Consider the following 19,629-nt stretch of genomic DNA (forward strand, 5'->3'; position numbering starts at 1 on the left):
GCATAAGCAATAATTTTTATTCACCTGCATCATCGCTTCATCACCATTGAAAATAAATTCAAAATGATGAAAAATATTAAAAATAGTATTTACCTAATCTTTATCGTTTCTGTTTTGGTGAGCCTGGCTGCCTGCAAAAAAATGGAAACCTATAACGATCCAGCTTCTTCAGATATGACCAAGCCTGGGGTGGTAACCAATATTAAAGTTGATAATTTTAATGGCGGCGCATATATTACCTATTCTTTGCCAAACTCAAAAAATCTTTTGTATGTATTGGCACAATATAAAATAAACGGGGTAACTACAAGAGAAACGAAATCGAGTTATTATTCCGATTCTATTATGGTAGATGGCTTTGCAAAGAAACAGGGTTATGATGTTACTTTGTATGCTGTAAGCAGGGCAGAGGTTAAGTCTGATCCTGTTACCGTAAAAGTAAATCCGGATACGCCACCATACCTGCTATTAAAGCCAACCATTAATGCTGAAGCTGATTTTGGAGGTATAAAAATTACAGGGACGAATCCTTTAAAAAACAATCTGGGTATAATTCTTTTAAATGTTGGCGATAACAATACTTCTGATGTAATTGATCAGCATTACGGCAAAACCGAAATCTTCGATTATTCAGTTAGGGGCTATGCGCCAGTTGCTAAAAAGATCGGTTATTATGTAACTGATAATTTTGGAAATATTTCTGATACGACCTATAAAACCGTTACCCCATTTTTTGAAACCCTATTGGATAGAGGTAAGTTTTTTCAGTACAGGCTTCCATCTGATGGGATAATTGCCTATGGCTGGGATCTTCCTTATTTATGGGATGGCAAAACAGACGGTAACTCGAACGGATGGCACACTGCTCCAGGTGGTGCAATGCCTGCAATAGCAACATTTGGTTTGGGGATTAGTGCAAAGTTAAGCCGGTTTATTCTATGGGAAAGGCCCGATGGCTCCGATAAGTTTGCTTACGGGCATGGAAATCCAAAGGTATTCTCCATATGGGGTTCCGATGTAGCTGTTCCACGCGATGCGCAACTGCCATTATCTGCACCGGTTGGTACTGTTATAGGCGATTGGATAAACATGGGTAATTATAATTATCCAAATCCACCTTCGGGCTTAGCACCGGTAGCGCATACCACTGCAGATAACGACTTTGTAAAGGCTGGTGTAAGTTTCAATTTTCCGCTAACAAATCCTAAAGTTCGCTACATCCGTTTGTCGGTAAGCACCACATGGTCTAACGGTACATTTGCCCACGCCATGGAAATGGCTTTTTACGGCGACCCGAAGTAATAGGTAAGATTAATAAAAAAGATAAATTTTCAAATATGAAAAGTATATATAAAATTGGTGGTCTGCTATTGCTGTTGGTTACCGTAATTATTAGCTGTACCAAAGACGATCTTGCTTTTAAAGATTATTTAAAGGATGGCGAGATTGTTTATCCTGGCCGTGTAGCCAATATTGTAACCAAACCGGGCAATCTAAGAACCGCTTTGTGGTGGAATCCAAGTCCAGATCCAAGCGTAAGCAAATATGTGGTTTATTGGAATAACAACGCCGATTCGGTTGTAGTTACCGCTAGCAGTCATAATCCTACAGATACGATAAAAGTGGTTATTCCGAATTTGAGCGAATATACCTACACTTTTACCATTTATTCGTACGATGCTCAGGGGCATAAATCTATCCCGATAGAGGCTAGAAACGTGCGGGTTTTTGGCCCTTTGTATCAATCTGGATTATTGAACAGGCCTTACAATGCCACCACACCATATGTAGTAAACAGCAATGGTTCTGTTCAGCTAAATTTTAAAACTCCCGATACCATCAACGTAAATACGGTAATCAGGTATACCAATACAGCAGGTACAAGTGTAGATAAAATACTTTTACCAGCAGATACGGCTATTACACTTACAAATTATAAAGCAGGAACCGATATTGGCTATAAATCTTCTTATATTCCGGGTAAAGGATCGCTGGATGTATTTTCGGTAGCCGATTTTTCTACCTTCCCAAAAATTTTTACTTATGTGCTTTGCGATCGTTCGCTTTTTAGCGAAGTGCGTTTGCCAGGCGATGCACCAACCTACGAATCGGGTACCAGTATCAGTAAACTTTGGGATGGAAGCGTGGGACCACAGGGTTATCCAAATATTTTTCACAGTGCAGGCGACAGCGGAATGCCACATGTAATAACCTTCGATTTAGGTAAAGTATATACCAATTTATCACGTATTGAAGAAACAGGTAGAGACTGTTGTAATAATCCAGATCGTTTTGAAGTTTGGGGAACAGCCGATTTAACCAATGCCACAACTACCTTATCAGCAAGTAATAATGGTTGGCCAGCTGAAGCAACAAGCAAAGGATGGGCACTTTTAAAAGATGTAACCAGAACTGATGATGGCAAGAATGCAATCACTGCTGAACTGGACAATGCAGGAAAACCAATTCGTTATATTCGCATTCGGATTAAACATGTAACTACTGGTGATGGAAATTATAGCAATATGAGCGAAATCAGATTCTGGAATAAACAGTAATCTTTTTGATGTAATTGGATTCGATTAATATGGAGATGAAAAGCCGCACGCGATCGTCATTTCGAGCGGAGTGCAGCGCAGCCGAGAACCACGAAGTGCTCAGCGAAGCTAAATCTATCGAGATAGATCTCTCCATTCCACTACGTTCCAGTCGAGATGACGACACTATAATAATTGAATTCAATTTATATAGTACAACAACACACAAATGAAACTATGTATATTAAGCACATAATCACTATTATTCTATTTTCTTTCTTTTTCAGTAAAAATACCGCTGCCCAGCAAAAGCCTTTAACATTGTGGTACGATAAACCTGCCAAAATTTGGGAAGAAACCCTTCCCTTAGGTAATGGTAAACTGGGCATGACGCCAGATGGTGGCATTAGCAGGGAGAATATTGTACTGAACGATATCACTTTATGGAGCGGTGGGAAACAAGATGCCAACAATTACGAGGCGCATAAAAGTTTACCTAAAATTAGGCAGCTCATATTGGAGGGTAAAAACGATGAAGCACAGGAGTTGGTTAACCGCGATTTTGTTTGTAAAGGGCAGGGATCGGGTGGTGCAAATTGGGGCAAATACCAAACATTAGGAAATCTGCAGTTAGATTTTGATTATCCAGGTGTAAAAGATTTGAGTACACAGGCCTATAAAAGATCCTTATCACTGGATAGAGCCGTTGCTCTTGCAGAATTTACGCTCAATGGAGTAAAGTACAAAAGAGAGTATTTCTGCAGTTTTGATGATGATGTAAATATCATCCGCATCACCGCCGATCAACCTAAAAAGTTGAATTGTAATATTTCCATCAGCCGATCAGAAAAAGTAACATTAGCTAGCGAAGGCAATGAACTGTTGATGTTTGGTCAATTGGATAACGGAACTGATGGTAAAGGAATGAAATACCAGAGCCGTGTGAGCACTAAACTCACCGATGGTACGGTTACCAGTGAAGGAAATGTGCTTAAAGTTAAAAATGCAACAGAAATTATTATTTACGTTGCTGCAGAAACCGATTTTAAATATGCCGATTTTGAAGCCAGGGTAAAACGGACCTTACAAGAAGCAAAAAAGAAGGCCTATAGTTTGGAACTTGCAAATCACACCTCAAACTTTGGTAAACTTTTTAATAGGTTAAAAATCAATTTAGGAGAAGGCGAAGCTGCCAAATTGCCTACAGATGTAAGGTTAGACCGTTTCTATAAAGATTACAAAAATGATGTTTCATTAAGTGCCTTGTTTTTTCAGTTCGGTCGATATTTAAGCATTAGCAGTACTAGGGTTGGGCTATTGCCGCCAAATCTTCAGGGTTTATGGGCAAACCAGATCAATACCCCATGGAATGGCGATTACCATTTAGATGTAAATGTACAGATGAACCATTGGGCTATTGAGCCTGCTAACCTTTCGGAGTTAAACCTTCCACTGGCTGAATTGGTAAGAAATTTAACTGGGCCGGGTGCAAAAACGGCAAAAGCATATTATAATGCCGATGGATGGATTGCCCACGTCATTACAAATGTTTGGGGGTTTACTGAGCCTGGCGAAAGTGCTTCATGGGGAGCATCAAATGCAGGATCCGGCTGGTTATGCAGCAATCTATGGGATCATTTTGCCTACAGTCGTGATTTAAAATACCTGAAAAGCATTTATCCGATCTTGAAAGGATCAGCCGCATTTTATCAAAGTGTGTTAATTAAAGATCCAAAAACGGGTTGGTTGGTTACTTCGCCGTCGGTATCGCCAGAGAATACTTTCTACCTTCAAAACGGAAAAACAGCCAGTATTTCGATGGGGCCAACTATCGATAACCAGATTGTGAGAGAACTTTTTAACAATGTAATTATAGCTGCTAAACTGCTTAAAACTGATGCTGCGTTTAGCGTATCAATACAGGAGAAATTAAAGTCTATTCCTCCAGTGGGCGTAATCAGTAAAGACGGCCGTATACAGGAATGGCTGGAAGATTATAAAGAAACCGATCCACAGCACCGCCACATCTCACATTTATATGGGGTTTATCCTGCCGGATTAATTACGCCAACATCTACTCCCGCACTTGCGGAGGCAGCAAAGAAAACCCTTGAAGTAAGGGGAGATGATGGCCCAAGTTGGTCAATTGCTTATAAACAGTTATTTTGGGCAAGGCTACAGGATGGAAATAGGGCTTTTAAACTGTTTAGAGAGATTTTAAAACCTACCCTAAGAACTGATATTAATTATGGCGCTGGTGGAGGTGTTTATCCGAATATGTTATCAGCTGGGCCACCGTTTCAGATTGATGGTAATTTTGGCGCATCCGCAGCTATTGCAGAAATGCTGATCCAAAGTCATGATGGTTTTATCGAACTGCTACCTGCTATTCCTGATGCCTGGAAGGCTTTTGGCGAAATTAAAGGTTTAAAAGCAAGAGGTAACTTTACAGTTGATATGAACTGGAAAGATGGCAAAATTATAAATTACAGAATTGCTTCGGCCATACCACAAAAGGTGAAGCTAAAAATAAATGGAAAATTAACCGAAATAATGTCGACTAAACTTTAATAAATACATGGTTTTTAAATTTTTATTCAGGTATAAGTTATTCTTTATTTTGCTCATCCTCTTATTTGCAGAGCGGTCTGCATCAGCAATTATAATCAATTATGGTAAAGCGGGGAAAATAGATTATAACCTTAATATGGGCACCTTTAATGTCTCCGATGGAGCCGTCCAACTGTTATTGAATGGTTTTTCGCAGGCCGAATTCCAGAAAAAACTGTTCAGTTCGAAAGATTATAAACAGATTAGCTACACCAAATCAGCAATTAAAGATGGTTTTGGGAATGGTTTTAAACATGTTTTCCTATTAAAAAAAGATGGTTTGCCGAATATGCAACAAGTATTTTATACCTACTCGGGTAAAGATTATTTTATGGTGGGGATTACGCTGAAAGGTGCTAATTTATCCATTAACCACATGGTGCCTTTAAACGGAAACCTAATCGACTATGAGACTTCAGAAACACCCACCAGTTTGTTCGTTCCCTTTGATAACGATACCTTTATTTCTTACAATGCTGTTCCTTTAAATGCCAACACAAGCAATCCAAGCGCAGAGGTTACGGCTTTATATCATGATCAATCCAGAAATGGTTTTGTAATCGGATCTATAGAACACAGTAACTGGAAAACAGGCATCATTACCGCCATGGATGGCGAGAAAAAAATAGGTATACAGGCCATTTGTGGTTATACTAAAGAAAGCATTACCCGCGATAAAATTGAACATGGTTATTTAAAGGGAAATACGATCAATTCTGCTAAAGTGTTTTTTGGTGCTTTTGACGATTGGCGTTCGGGTATGGAAAGCTATGCACGGGCCAACCGGATAGCAGAACCGCCTATTATTTTTAAATGGACAGCCGGAACTCCAGTGGGCTGGAATAGCTGGGGGGTGATGCAGGATAAAATTACGCTCGAAAAAGCAAACCAGGTAACTGATTTTTTCGCAGATAGCTTAAAAAGTTTCAGAAGTGGAGGCGTAGCTTTTATTGATCTCGATTCTTACTGGGATAACCTGTTAAATGGTGGTTTGCATGGCGACTATTCCAAACTAAAAGCCTTTGCCGATCATGCGAAATCAAAAGGATTAAAACCTGGCATCTATTGGGCACCTTTTGTTGATTGGGGTTTTGCGGCTGGCGGAAAGCGTGTAGCAGATGGTAGTTTTTATACCTTTGGTACAATGTGGACAAAAGTCGGTTCAGGATACCATGATATAGATGGAGCAAGGGCTTTAGACCCAACACATCCAGGTACACAGCAGCGCATTACCACGGTAATCAAAAAGTTTAAAGAATGCGGTTTCGAAATGATTAAAATAGATTTCTTAGGTCACGCAGCGATAGAATCTGATCACTTTTGCGACCCAAAGATCACAACAGGGATGCAAGCTTATAAGGCTGGCATGGAGTTTTTATTAAAACAGCTCGATGGTAAAATGTTGGTTTATGCGGCCATCTCGCCAAGTTTAGCTTCTGGACGGTATGTACACATGCGCAGAATAGCCTGCGATGCATTTAAATCGATAAAAGATACAGAGTATACCTTAAACAGCGTAAGTAATGGCTGGTGGCAAACCTACCTTTACGATTATATTGATGCCGATCATGTGGTATTCTCTGATCAATCCGACCAGGAAAATACATCAAGGTTTCTATCGGCAATCGTTACGGGTAGCTGCATCAGTGGCGATGATTTTTCCCGTCATGGCAAATGGAGTAGCACTGCTCAGCGTTTACTGAATAATACCGAAATGCTTAAGGTTTTGCAGGATGGCAAAGCATTCGCTCCTGTAGAAGGGAATAAGGGTAAACTGGCCTCACAACTCTTCGTAAAACAGGTAGGAAGTGTAAAATATCTCGCCATATTTAATTATAGCGATGAAGCAAAATCTTTTACGCTCGACTTTTCGAGGATCGGTTTAAATAAAGAAGAAGTGTACAACTGTCAAAATTTACTCAGCCAGAAAATAGAAAATTTAAAAAATAACCAGGCTTTAAATTTAGCAGGAAAAGATGCCACTATGATTAAAATAACACTTAAAAAATAAATTTAAATCAACCGATACCTATAAACATTACCCGATTAACATTGAAAACACAAATGAACAAATCAGATCAAATTGGAGGCTACATCAGGCAGGGGGCATTAACCTTTGCTATTTCACTTTTTACCATTGGAAATATTAAGGCCCAAGCCATTATTCCTATTGAAACAGCACACAATGCGCTAGTATTACAGGCCGATGTGAAGAAAGATGTAAACACCATTTTTTTTGGAAAAAAGCTTGCCAATAAACAGGAATACGCACAGGTTAGCAGTCAGTACAAACAGACTGAAGATTACACCGGACAGCTAAATTCGGTGTATACACCGTCTGGATCAAGAAACCTGGTAGAGCCAGCTATTAGCGTTACCCATACCGATGGCAATAACTCGTTAGATCTGAAATATGTTGACCATACGGTTACGGCTATTGATGATAATGTGAGTTTACTTAAAATCAGGTTAAAAGATCCCGTTTATAATTTTGAGGTAACCCTGTTCTATAAGTCTTTTTATAAGCAGGATGTAATAGAGCAATGGACTGAAATTAAACATGCTGAAAAGGGGACGGTGGTATTACATAAATATGCATCAGCCAATCTGCACTTAAAATCGCCACGGTTTTGGTTAAACCAATACCATGGCGATTGGGCGAAGGAAATGCAGCCTGAACAAAGTGAAATTACCCATGGCATTAAAACTTTGGATAGCAAATTGGGTACGAGGGCAAATTTGTTTCAACCTTCTGTTTTTATGATTTCGTTAGATAAACCTGCTGAAGAAAATGAAGGCAATGTTTTGTATGGAGCGATGGAATGGAGTGGTAATTTTAAGATCGATCTGGAGCTGGATTACCAGGATAACCTCCGCATTATTGCCGGAATGAACAATTATACTTCGCCCTATAGCTTAAAAGCAGGTGAAATTTTTACAACCCCTGCTTTTTTGTACACCTTTTCTGACCAGGGAAAAGGCGATGCCAGTAGAAAATTGCAAGATTGGGCACGCAACTATAAAATATTAGATGGTAAAGGCAGTAGGTTAACCCTCTTGAATAACTGGGAGGCAACTTATTTCGATTTTAATGAGCAAAAGCTGGCCGATTTATTAAAAGATACCAAAAAACTGGGTGTCGATTTATTTTTGCTTGATGATGGTTGGTTCGGGAACAAATATCCGCGTAACGATGATCATGCCGGGCTTGGCGATTGGCAGGAGAATAAGAAGAAATTGCCAAACGGAATATCCTCTTTGGTAAAAGAGGCCGATAAAGTAGGAACCAGATTCGGCATATGGATAGAACCGGAAATGGTTAGCCCGAAAAGTGAACTTTATGAAAAACATCCTGATTGGGTGGTGAAACAGCCAAACAGGCCCGAGTACTATTTTAGAAACCAATTGGAACTCGATCTGAGTAATCCAAAAGTACAGGATTTTGTTTTCGGTGTGGTGGATGGTCTGTTTACTAAAAATCCGAAACTGGCTTATATTAAATGGGACTGTAATGCTGTAATTTACAATGCATACTCTGCGCATCTAAAAAATCAATCTCATTTTTACATCGATTATGTAAGGGGATTGTATAGTGTATTGCAAAGAATCCGTGCAAAATATCCAACGGTGCCAATGATGTTATGTTCTGGTGGCGGTGGTAGGGTAGATTATGCTGCTTTACAGTATTTTACAGAGTTTTGGCCGAGTGATAATACCGATCCCTTAGAACGCATATTTATGCAATGGGAGTATTCATACTTTTATCCGGCCATTAGCAGTTCTAACCATGTAACGGATTGGGGCAAACAGCCCATAAAATTCCGCACTGATGTAGCCATGATGGGCAAGCTGGGTTTTGATATTGTGGTAAGCAAGCTACCGGAAAAGGAACTTCAGTTCTGTCAGGAAGCCATTAAAAATTATAATGATGTAAAACAGATTATCTGGCAAGGCGAACAATACCGTTTGGCCGATCCGCGTACCGGTAGCATCGCATCGATGTTATATGTAAATGAACAAAAAACAGAAGGCGTAATATTTAATTATCTGGTGAATTACCGTTATGACGAAAAGAGTAAGTATCCGATTAAATTGAATGGTTTAGATGCAACAAAGAAATACCAGATTAAAGAAATCAACCTTTATCCAGGTACAAAATCATCGATAGAGGGTACTAAAACTTACACTGGTGATTTCTTGAAGAAGGTGGGCTTTAATCCTAATCTTAATACCACGAGAACCAGTGTGGTGCTAAAATTAGAAGAGGTGAAATAGTACGCTTTGCCATTAAATATAGTCCATCATTGCGAGGAGTAACGACGAAGCAATCTTAAAGCGATTGTTATTAATCTATCTTTTAGATTGCTTCCCAGAAAGTCGGGGCAGGCTGTCAGCTGAAGGCTTCTCCTTATCTTCGTTAAGTTTGGGGCTGCATCGTCATTCCCAACTCGATTGGGAATCTGTAAAGCGTGTTAAGATTCCCGTTTTCACGGGAATGACGCCTGTGGTTTGAGACGCTGACTTATTTCGAGCAGAATTCGGCCTTAAAAATCCTTCGACTCCGCTCAGGATGACAAATGAGCCTATAGACAACCCATTGATTGATCGACTTTGGACTACTGACTTCCGACTAAGGACTCTTTACCAAACTAATACTCATCTTCACTTCCGCTCATAAACGCCCGCGGACTTTTCCCAAACTGTTTTTTAAACTCCCTGCTAAAATATTTTGGGTCGTTAAAACCAACCTGATAGGCCACTTCATAAATAGTAAACCTATTTTGTTTAAACAATTCCATCGCTTTCTTTAAACGGATCGATTTAACGAAGTCATTTACGGAAAGGTTGGTTAGCTTTCTGATTTTTTTATACAAAATAGGTCTGCTCATACCCACCATCGAAGCCAGTTCAGATACTCCAAAATCTTCATCGGCGATATGTTCGTCAATGTATTTCAAGAGCTTTAGCATAAAAGCTTCATCAATGGCATTGATGGTGAGCTCTTTCGGCTGTAAATGGATGTGTTTCAGGAATTTTTGACGCATTACCTGTCTCGACATCAGTAAATTACGAACATTCAGCAAAAGCAATTCAGGACTGAAAGGTTTGGTGATATAGGCATCAGCACCAGTTTCCAAACCACTAACCTGGTGGATATGAGAAGAGCGGGCAGTAAGGATAATAACAGGGATGTGGCTGGTCCGTTCATCCTCCTTAAGCCTGCGGCAAAGCTCAATGCCATCCATTATTGGCATCATTATATCGCAGATAATCAGATCGGGCAGTGTTTCTATGGCAGTTTCCCAACCCATTAATCCGTTTTCACTTTCTGCTACCTGGTAATGTTTGCCAACCAGTGATGCAATTAGTAGTCTGATTTCACTATTGTCTTCCACCACCAATATGGTTTCGGTAGAAATATCAGTTTCTTTTTCAGATTTTGAAATTGTGAACTCTTTTTCGGGCTGTTGCGTGTAGATATCAGGATGGCTTGGATAATCTTTTACACCATCAAAAAGAGCTGTTTTAAAATGTGATTTTCCTTTCTTTAACCTTACAGTGAAATTGGTGAAACCACGCTCATCATTTTCAGCAGGGGTACTTTCTACGGCAATATGTCCTTTATGTTCCTCAACTATTGCTTTAGAAAGTGCCAAACCTATTCCTGAACCGATTTGGTTGGAGTGTTGCTCATCTACCTGGAAATAATCGCTAAAAAGATTCTTTAAACTTTCTGCAGGTATACCCAGTCCATTATCCGAAATGCTAATCGCTACTTCATTATCCATTTCCAGTACAGAGACCGAAATTTTACCATCTTTATCGCAGAATTTAAATGCATTTGATAATAGATTGAACAATACTTTTTCCAACTGCCGTTTATCAAAAAACAGACTGATATTTTCCTGCTTGTTTACAAATTCATATTGTATGCCGTTTGTTTGGGCAAGATGAGAGAAGGAAATGAAAATTTCGTTGATAAAATTGACGATATTATTTTCTGTAACATGTAGGGTAAGATGCCCGGTTTCAGCCTTTCTAAAATCCATTAATTCGGTAATAAGCCGCATTAACCTGTTGGCATTATTCTTTATGGGGATAATTTGTCGATTTAATTCGGTATCAGTTTGATATTGTTTGGAAAGGTTTTCTAAAGGGCCTAGAATTAAGGTAAGCGGCGTTCTGATTTCGTGGGCTACATAAGTGAAGAAATTCAGTTTCATTTTCTGAATGTCTTCTGTACGTTTAAGTAAAGCACGAACAAAAAGGTAACGTACTATTAAAAACAGTAAGCCCGAAAAGAAGGCCAAATAAATAAGATAGGCCCACCAGGTAGCCCAGAAGGGTGGAAGCACGGTGATTTTAAGGGTTGCAGGTTTTGCCCCAGGATTTCCATCATTATTATTTCCTGTTACCATAAAGGTATAATTGCCAGCAGGAAGATCGGTATAGGTAACACTGGGTACATCGGTTTTTACCCAATCTTTACTATGGCCCTTAAGGATATAACTGTAACTGTTTTTTTCTGGTTTAATGTAGTTTAATAAGGCGAAATCGAGGGTGAAATTGTTGTTGTCGTGTTTAAAGGTAATTTGTTTAGTGCTTTTGATATCTTCTTTTAACAATTCATCAGGAGCATTTACCGCCACGGGTTGATCGAATAGTTTGAGTTCGGTAAAAGTGATTGGCGCAACATTTTTATTAATATCAATCTGGTTGGGATAAAAGGCTGTTAAACCATCGTAACCGCCAAAAAATAACTCGCCTCTACTATCTTCTAAAAATGATCTAATATTAAAATCATTGCCTGCAAGTCCATCGCTTTTGGTATAATTAATAAATTTTCCCGTTTTGATAACCAATTTGGATAGCCCCTTATCTGTACTAATCCACAGGTTATTTTCCTCATCTTCAATTATTCCCAATACATTACTATTTGGCAGGCCATCCTTTTCACTGTAGTTCCTGAATTTCCTGCTTTTATGATCGAAAACGCTCAAACCCCCAAAAGAAGTTCCAATGCAAATATTTCCATTTCGTATTTGAATGATGCAATTAATATGATCGGAATTTAAACTGCCTGCACTGTTTTTTTTCTGATAATAGGCTGTGATACTTTTAGTGGCTGGGTGGTAAGCATATAAGCCAGCCATGGTTCCGATCCATAGATTTTTGGATTTATCTTCAAATATAACCTGGATATACTTATTCCTCAGGTTCTGTTCTAATGGGCTTTTAACCGTTATAGAGGCATAATGGCCATTTGTTTTTTTTAATGTAGATAATCCATCTCTAGAGCCTACCCAAACCGTACCATCGCTATCTTCAGTTATTGCAATTACTTCTGAACCCCCCGGGCTATTTTTTACATTTTTAACATTGATTATTTTCTTGAAATTTTGTCCCGAAGGATTAAATAGGTATAAACCACCGCGGTGTGTACCCACCAATAGCTGCCCCGTTTTATCGAGGCACAAGGTTTTAATTAAATTAGAGTTGAGTCTATTGCTATTGTTTGGTTCTGATTTATAGTAGGTAAAGGTATTGTTGCTTCTGTTCACGTAATTTAAACCACCACCTTCGGTACCAATCCACAGGTTATGGTATTCATCTTCGGCCATAGCACTCACAATATCGCTGCTCAAACCTTGCTGTTTTTTCGAATTTTTAAAAACATTAAAAGGTGTAGCAGATGGATAAACAACATTTACCCCTTTGTAAAAAGTCCCCACGTAAACTGAGCCGTTAAGATCTTGAAAAATACTATGAATAGAATTCTGGCTCAATCCGCTTGTTTGCTCCGGGTCGTAACGGTAATTACTAAATTTTCGGGTAATTGGATCGAGGATACTCAATCCTTCCTGTGTGCCAATCCAAATGTCGCCCGCTTTATCGCAGCTTAGTTTTCTAATGTCGTTATTGATAATCGAATTTGGATCTGTAGCGCTGGTTTGGTACCGTTTAAATGTTTTGTGTTCGTAATCGAATAGATTTAAGCCGTTGTAGGTACCTAACCAAAGCCGCTTTTGTTTATCGATTACAATACTTTTTACGGCATTAGAACTGATGCTGTTCTCATTATTGGGGTTGTGCCTAAAAATCTCAAAGTGATACTTGCCCTTAATCAGGTAAATACGCACCAAACCATTGTAAGTACCTACCCAAAGGTTTTGTTTTTCGTCTTTAAAAATCGAGAAAACACAGTTAAGGCCAGATTTATGATTGGGCTTATCGAAAAGAAATTTCTTAAAAATCTGCTTCTCGGCATCTATAAGCAGGTTAAGACCATTATATGTGCCTATCCATATATTTTTTTGAGGATCTTCATATAAACATTCTACCGAATCGCAGCTAAAGGAATTTGTAGAGCTCCGTTTATTGATGCGATAAAAATGATCGGTTTTTTCATTGTAAATATTCAGCCCATTTTCTGTACCTACCCATAATCTTCCTTTGCTATCACTCAATAGGCTATTAATCACATTATCCGAAATGCTGTTGAGGTTATCGGAACTATTGTTGTAAATTTTAAACCGATAGCCATCATAGCGGTTTAATCCATGCCTGGTACCCATCCAAATAAACTGGTTTTTGTCTTGCGCAATGGCCATCACCGAATTCTGCGACAAACCATTTTCCATCCTGAGGTGGTTAAAAACAATATGCTTTTGGGCACACAATGAGGTGCAAGTAAAAAGTATTGAGAGAAACCATAAAGCGTTTAAACGCAGATTCATAAAATTATGCTAGTTTTTTGGCCATCTTATGGCTAATAGAAGAATAGCCCTCGATGTATTTCCTTTAAATATAGCGCGAACTTATTAAAATATTAAAGGATTACAGTTTTTCTACCCTTTCATTTACAATTTTCGACCTTTTTCATTTTTCACCAAGTTAGTTTTGATAAAGCTAGATGTAGTGGTGGTAAAACACATAAACGACAACAAAAAAACAAGTTCTATCATCAGCTTAACCAAATTAACTAACAAATATAGTAGGTAGCATATCTGATTCGAAATTTGAGCGCACTACATAAACAATAAGATCATTCTTAAATAGCTATTTATGCCTATCGATCAACGGGGAAGCGCAGTTTCAGCAAAATCTAAAACTTCAATTGATATCAGAACACTAGAACCCATTATGTTTTATTCGGGAAAGCAAGATGAATTGCAGATTTTTTTAAACGAAGCCGAATATGGCGAATTAATTATTAAGTCGCTATCTCACGACCAGATTCAGGTTAAAGCGGTAATGCTCGACGAGACAGGCGAAAAACTCAATTGGAAACAGGATTACAAAGGGCTTAGGGTATCGGTGCCAGAAACATTGGTAACCAGCAAGAAAGCTACGGGGAGGGTGGTAAAGGTCACTTTTTAACTAAAATGACAATGATGAAATAAAAATCAATTAATCAAATAACCTCAAACCATTAAACATGAAAAACAAAAAACAACTTTGCTTTGCGCTGCTTTTGACGATTTCAAGCGGTCTTTTAATGAACGCCTGTAAAAAAGCACCCGTTTCAGAACCAGAAACGTTTAGCGCAAAACCAACTGCATTGGCACTAAGCTCGGGAACCACTCCGCCGAGTTTTGTTACCAATACCAAAAACCTGAACATTGTGATGTTTGTGCCAACTGATAACCCGGCGCTTTCTGATTACAAAACCCGCTTAACCTCATTATTGGTTCATTTTCAGGGCTGGTTCCATACCGAAATGTTAAGGTATGGTTATGATAAATACATGGGGCTGCCCAAAGTCGATTCAACCGGATTGGTGCGTTTTATCGAAATACCCGCTCAGTTTGCACAGTCGGCTTACCCTTACACCGCCAGTATTTCAGCAACCAAAATCCTGAATGAGATTGCCGCTTACAAAGCTACACATGCATCAGAGTTCTCAAATTCAAGTCATACCCTAATTTTATTGCCGCAGCGTACAGATGGTAGTTTTGATCAGCCTTTTTACGGTTACGGTAAAAATTGTTTCGCTACTGATAATGCAAACATGGCGGTCGATAAAATCCCAAATGCAACATCAAATTTACTGGGTGGTATGCTGCATGAGCTAGGCCATGGCTTAAATTTACCTCATAATCATGCCAAATATGCTTCAGAACAACCAACCTTGGGTACTTCTTTAATGGGATCAGGAAATGTAACTTTCAGTAAAGGTCAGCCAACGTTCTTAACCGAGGTTGATGCTGCTATTTTAAACCGTAACGAAGTGTTCCAAAATCCTTTGCCCACAGAAATACCTTATGAGGCAGCTACCACTACTATTAATGCACAGTTTGCCTACAATGCAACTACACAAGCTTTTAACGTTACAGGTTCATTTACCAGCAATAAAGACGTAAATGATATCTTAATTTACATGGACCCTGATTTGGGTAGTAGCGATGCTGATTATAATGCAGTGGCATGGAGATCGAACCCAGGTACCGGAAATACAATTTCGGCAACCATTCCTTTTAGCGAGCTTTATTATAAAAACAACGAAGCTTACAACATCAGGGTGAAATTACTATTGAAAAATGGCGGTAATGTAAGCAAAACCTATTCATTTTCATTTTTAAATGGTGTGCCACAAATTGGTGCAAATGGTTCTGCTAAATTTCATCAGAATGCCAGTTATGGTGGCTATGGTGTATCATTACCTGTAGGCCAGTATACCACAGCTGATTTAATTAGCCGTGGCATTAGTAATAACGATGTATCATCTGTTAATTTAGGTATTGGTGTTAAAGTGATTATGTATGATGGAGATAACTTTACCGGAAGTAGCATAGAATTAACCTCTTCAAGCAATTATGTATCTACCTTTAACGATAAAGCATCGTCAATAAAAGTAATTGCAGTTAATTAATGAATACTAGAATTTTAAAACAGACTGATCTGAAGATGCTCAAATCAAAAATAAGAAAAACACTTTTTTAAATCTGTTTTGCACTGTTAGCCCAGCCACTGTCTGGGCTAACAGTGCAAAATTTTAAGAAGCTGGCAAAGACCAGATGTATAGTTAAAGCAAATAAACAAAAGCACATTATCTGTTAAAACTATTGCGTTCTTAGGAAACAATAAGAAAATCAAATGGGCAATAACAACGAGGGCCTTAACCTTGATTTACCAGTTGATTATAAAAAAAAGGAACTCAAATTCCTGTTTATGTATTTAAAATAACAACCAAATAATGAGGTTACTATGTATATTATCTGTACTACTTATTTACTCAACTGCGTTTGCGCAGCATCCGGGAATTATTCCTATGCCAGTGCAGTTTGTAAAAGGAAGTGGCTACTTTACCCTTAATAATTCCAGTAACATTGGTTATAATAACGACCAGCTAAAAACGATTGCCTACTATTTTCAGAACGAATTATTAAGTCAAAAAGGAATTACCGTTCAGCAGAAAGCAAAATCGGCAAATATTGTTTTGCTGCTAAAAGCAGGGCGAAAACAGGTAGATTCATGCGTTTATCAGATCAGTATCAAACCTAACCAGATTATAGTTTCGGGTACACATCCCAATGGGATTTTTTATGGGGTGGTTTCGCTGTTGCAAATGGCAATGACCAATAAAAATAACCAGCTTCCGGTTGCTGAGATAAGCGATGCACCAGCTTATGGCTGGCGTGGGTTTATGCTCGACGAGTCACGCCATTTTTTTGGCAAACAAAAAGTGAAATCCATATTAAACTGGATGGCATTTTATAAACTAAATACCTTTCACTGGCATTTAACCGATGAACCTGCCTGGCGCTTGGAAATTAAGAAATATCCTAATTTAGCCCTTATCGGAGGTATTGGAGATTATTTAACCCCTAATATGCCAGCTCAGTTTTACACGCAGGCCGATATTAGGGAAATTGTAGCCTACGCTGCAGAACGCTATATTAAAGTTATACCGGAAATTGATATGCCTGGGCATGCTACAGCAGCCAATAAAGCCTATCCAGAATATTCGGGAGGCGGTTCAGCAGGGCACCCTGAGTTTACCTTTAATCCTGGCCTAGAAAAAACCTACAGTTATCTTACCGATATTCTAAAAGAAACCAATGTACTTTTCCCCGCCGGACTAATTCATTTAGGGGGAGACGAAGTGAGTTACGGAAATGAAAAATGGGGAAGTAATACAGATATTTTGAAACTCCGTGAGCGTGAAAAGCTTAAAGATGATGCTGCGGTAGAACATTATTTTATGAAACGTATGGCCGATTCGCTTTATCAATTAAATGCCAGGGCTATTTTTTGGGATGAAATGGCCGATGCCGATCTGCCGAAAGAGAAAACGATTATGTTTTGGTGGCGCCAGGAAAAACCTGCTCAGCTCCGTACAGCTTTAAGTAAAGGTTACCAAACGGTTTTATGCCCGCGCTTGCCATTGTATTTCGATTTTGTTCAGGATAGTACACATCAATACGGTAGGAAATGGAACAAACTCTATAGTCCGATTGAACAAGTATATCAGTTCGATGCACAGTCTTTTACTGAAAATGAAAAAGAAAAACAGCTCATTTTAGGTATACAGGCTAACCTTTGGACAGAGACGGTAGATAACGATAATCGTTTAGATTATTTGCTTTTTCCGCGCATTGCTGCCCTGGCAGAAGCTGCATGGACTACGCAAAAACAAAAAGATTTTAAAGCCTTTAGAAATAATCTAAACCAACATCTGGTACTTTATGGCAAAGCCGGGCTTTATTATTATCATCCCTCAAAACCTTTGCAAAACCCTGAAATACCGCTTAGGAGAAAGAAACCATTAAATTATAAAGATTAACAAGAACACGAATAAAATTTGAATATGAAGAATATATTAAAGTTTGCCTTGGTTACTGTTGCTTCGATAGTTGCAGTAAATCGTGCAGATGCACAATGGACTGGACCAAAGGGCAAGCCTACAAAAGAAGTTGAAGTTAAATACGGAACTTTAACACCGCCTCATCGTACTGATGATGATATGGAAGCTTTTCGCAGTTATGGTTTAGGGCAGTTCATCCATTGGGGAATTTATTCTATTGCAGGTAACGAATGGAACGGGGTAAGCGCAAGGGGCGGAGCAGCAGCATCAGAATGGATCCGTTCCTGGGGCGGGCCTACAGCACCTAAGGATTGGACAAAAACTTACGATAACTTGTACAAGCAATTTAACCCGAAAAACTTTGATGCCAAACGTTGGGCTAAACAGGCAAAGGACATGGGTGCAAAGTATGTCATTTTTACCACCAAACATCATGATGGATTTGCGCTTTGGCCAACCAAATATTCCGATTATAACATTTCGGCATCTCCTTACAAAAAGGATCTCGTAAAGCAGATTGTTGATGCTTATACCGCCGAAGGTATTGATGTATATCTCTATTTCTCTGTTTTAGAATGGAATAACCCCAATTATATGGGTAAAGCTCCAAAAACAGACGAAGAGAAAGAAAAATTTGGTAAATTTTTAGCTTATACCCGAAACCAGCTTTTAGAGCAACTGGATAATTATCCGAAAATTAAAGGTTTCTGGTTTGATGGTACCTGGGATGCCTCATGGAAAAGTACCTACGAATTTACCTACAATTTAGAAAAAGAACTCCGCGAAAAACACCCTGGATTAATTATCGGCTCTCGTTTTCGCAACGACGAACACGGCTCGCGACACTTCGATTCGAATGGAAATATTTTAGGCGATTACGAACAAGGCTGGGAGCGTAAGTTACCTACAGAATTTGAATGGTTAAACGGTAATGACTGGGATGCGGTAATGACTATTCCGCCAAATGGTTGGGGTTATATGAAAGATTGGTCGGGAATTTATACCAAAACTACCGACGATTTATTGGATATGCTGATGCGTTCGGTATCAATGAACGGCAATTTTGTGTTAAACTTTGGTCCTGATGGAAACGGAAATATGCATCCTGAAGAGGATAAAATTGCAAAGGAGGTGGGTGAATGGATAAAACTAAATGCGGAAGCAGTGTATGGTGTTCGTCATGCAGCATTAACACCTTCTAAATTAGGCTACTTTACTCAAAAAGACGATAACCTTTATTTAACTGTTTTTAACCGACCTGTAAATGGCATTGTGCGCATTGCAGTGCCTAAAAATGCGAAACAAGTTCCAGGTACAGCTACGCTTTTAATTAGCAGCAAAAATTTGGAATTAAAACAATCAGACATTGGCTTGGATCTGGATAAGAATACCTATTACGACGTAACACTGCCAAAAGATTTTCAGCCCAATAAGGCATTTGTGGTTAAAATGAAATTGGTAGCCCCTAAAGCAAAATCGGCAAAGTTAATGGATGCTAAAATGTAGGTTATGATGGTCCATAAGCTGGGTTTTGAATGTAAAAATTTAAATGTAAACGATATGGTAATTAATAAGGTTGATTAGTGCCCGAATTTTACCTTCTATACCAAGCGCGCATCAGACTGGTTATCTGATGTTGCTCCTGGTAAATACATTTATTTGGTTAGTTAATGA

At 38.8% G+C, this 19,629-nt stretch carries 10 protein-coding genes; 9 read left to right on the forward strand and 1 reads right to left on the reverse strand.

All coding sequences use genetic code 11. The features are described from left to right. The first annotated feature begins 66 nt into the window (after nucleotides 1-66). The 5 genes from EZ456_RS10730 (at nucleotide 67) to EZ456_RS10750 (ending at nucleotide 9,422) form a co-directional block, all read left to right on the forward strand. The gene (locus EZ456_RS10730) at nucleotides 67-1,302 is read left to right on the forward strand and encodes a DUF5000 domain-containing lipoprotein (protein ID WP_225876517.1); all 1,236 of its coding nucleotides are present in this window, start codon (nucleotides 67-69) and stop codon (nucleotides 1,300-1,302) included. Nucleotides 1,303-1,337: 35 nt separating this feature from the next. Further along, on the forward strand, nucleotides 1,338-2,558 hold the full coding sequence (locus tag EZ456_RS10735; RefSeq protein ID WP_131529977.1) for a DUF4998 domain-containing protein: 1,221 nt from the start codon (nucleotides 1,338-1,340) through the stop codon (nucleotides 2,556-2,558). Between the two features lie 216 nt (nucleotides 2,559-2,774). Then, nucleotides 2,775-5,108 carry a glycoside hydrolase family 95 protein gene (locus EZ456_RS10740; protein WP_131529979.1) on the forward strand — a complete coding sequence of 778 codons (2,334 nt, stop codon included), beginning with the start codon at nucleotides 2,775-2,777 and terminating at the stop codon, nucleotides 5,106-5,108. A 7-nt stretch (nucleotides 5,109-5,115) separates the two neighbouring features. Next, nucleotides 5,116-7,158, forward strand: a complete 2,043-nt coding sequence (locus tag EZ456_RS10745) for an alpha-amylase family protein (protein ID WP_131529981.1) — start codon at nucleotides 5,116-5,118, stop codon at nucleotides 7,156-7,158. Between the two features lie 53 nt (nucleotides 7,159-7,211). Next, a complete protein-coding gene (locus EZ456_RS10750; protein ID WP_131529983.1) occupies nucleotides 7,212-9,422 on the forward strand; it encodes an alpha-galactosidase in 2,211 nt (736 codons plus the stop codon). Nucleotides 9,423-9,796: 374 nt separating this feature from the next. On the opposite strand, the gene EZ456_RS10755 is transcribed toward EZ456_RS10750, so the two are convergent. Further along, a complete protein-coding gene (locus EZ456_RS10755) occupies nucleotides 9,797-13,789 on the reverse strand; it encodes a hybrid sensor histidine kinase/response regulator transcription factor (protein WP_165501298.1) in 3,993 nt (1,330 codons plus the stop codon). Nucleotides 13,790-14,213: 424 nt separating this feature from the next. Between EZ456_RS10755 and EZ456_RS10760 the strand changes: the two genes are divergently transcribed. The 4 genes from EZ456_RS10760 to EZ456_RS10775 all read left to right on the forward strand — a co-directional run bounded on the left by EZ456_RS10760 (nucleotide 14,214) and on the right by EZ456_RS10775 (nucleotide 19,461). Then, nucleotides 14,214-14,528 (forward strand): hypothetical protein, encoded by a 315-nt coding sequence (locus EZ456_RS10760; RefSeq protein ID WP_131529988.1) that lies wholly within the window; start codon nucleotides 14,214-14,216, stop codon nucleotides 14,526-14,528. 58 nt (nucleotides 14,529-14,586) lie between these two features. Further along, the gene (locus tag EZ456_RS10765; RefSeq protein ID WP_131529990.1) at nucleotides 14,587-16,020 is read left to right on the forward strand and encodes a hypothetical protein; all 1,434 of its coding nucleotides are present in this window, start codon (nucleotides 14,587-14,589) and stop codon (nucleotides 16,018-16,020) included. A 324-nt stretch (nucleotides 16,021-16,344) separates the two neighbouring features. Further along, nucleotides 16,345-17,934 (forward strand): beta-N-acetylhexosaminidase, encoded by a 1,590-nt coding sequence (locus EZ456_RS10770; protein WP_131529992.1) that lies wholly within the window; start codon nucleotides 16,345-16,347, stop codon nucleotides 17,932-17,934. 24 nt (nucleotides 17,935-17,958) lie between these two features. After that, nucleotides 17,959-19,461, forward strand: a complete 1,503-nt coding sequence (locus tag EZ456_RS10775; RefSeq protein WP_225876518.1) for an alpha-L-fucosidase — start codon at nucleotides 17,959-17,961, stop codon at nucleotides 19,459-19,461. The last annotated feature ends 168 nt before the right edge of the window (nucleotides 19,462-19,629 follow it).

Origin of the sequence: Pedobacter psychrodurus (genome assembly GCF_004331735.1) — a bacterium.
GTDB classification, from domain to species: Bacteria; Bacteroidota; Bacteroidia; order Sphingobacteriales; family Sphingobacteriaceae; genus Pedobacter; species Pedobacter psychrodurus.

Bases quoted from the DNA above. Each gene is read 5' to 3' on its own strand.
- EZ456_RS10730 (WP_225876517.1), top strand. From the start codon at position 67: ATGAAAAATATTAAAAATAGTATTTACCTAATCTTTATCGTTTCTGTT.
- EZ456_RS10735 (WP_131529977.1), top strand. From the start codon at position 1,338: ATGAAAAGTATATATAAAATTGGTGGTCTGCTATTGCTGTTGGTTACC.
- EZ456_RS10740 (WP_131529979.1), top strand. From the start codon at position 2,775: ATGTATATTAAGCACATAATCACTATTATTCTATTTTCTTTCTTTTTC.
- EZ456_RS10745 (WP_131529981.1), top strand. From the start codon at position 5,116: ATGGTTTTTAAATTTTTATTCAGGTATAAGTTATTCTTTATTTTGCTC.
- EZ456_RS10750 (WP_131529983.1), top strand. From the start codon at position 7,212: ATGAACAAATCAGATCAAATTGGAGGCTACATCAGGCAGGGGGCATTA.
- EZ456_RS10755 (WP_165501298.1), bottom strand. From the start codon at position 13,789: ATGGAAAATGGTTTGTCGCAGAATTCGGTGATGGCCATTGCGCAAGAC.
- EZ456_RS10760 (WP_131529988.1), top strand. From the start codon at position 14,214: ATGCCTATCGATCAACGGGGAAGCGCAGTTTCAGCAAAATCTAAAACT.
- EZ456_RS10765 (WP_131529990.1), top strand. From the start codon at position 14,587: ATGAAAAACAAAAAACAACTTTGCTTTGCGCTGCTTTTGACGATTTCA.
- EZ456_RS10770 (WP_131529992.1), top strand. From the start codon at position 16,345: ATGAGGTTACTATGTATATTATCTGTACTACTTATTTACTCAACTGCG.
- EZ456_RS10775 (WP_225876518.1), top strand. From the start codon at position 17,959: ATGAAGAATATATTAAAGTTTGCCTTGGTTACTGTTGCTTCGATAGTT.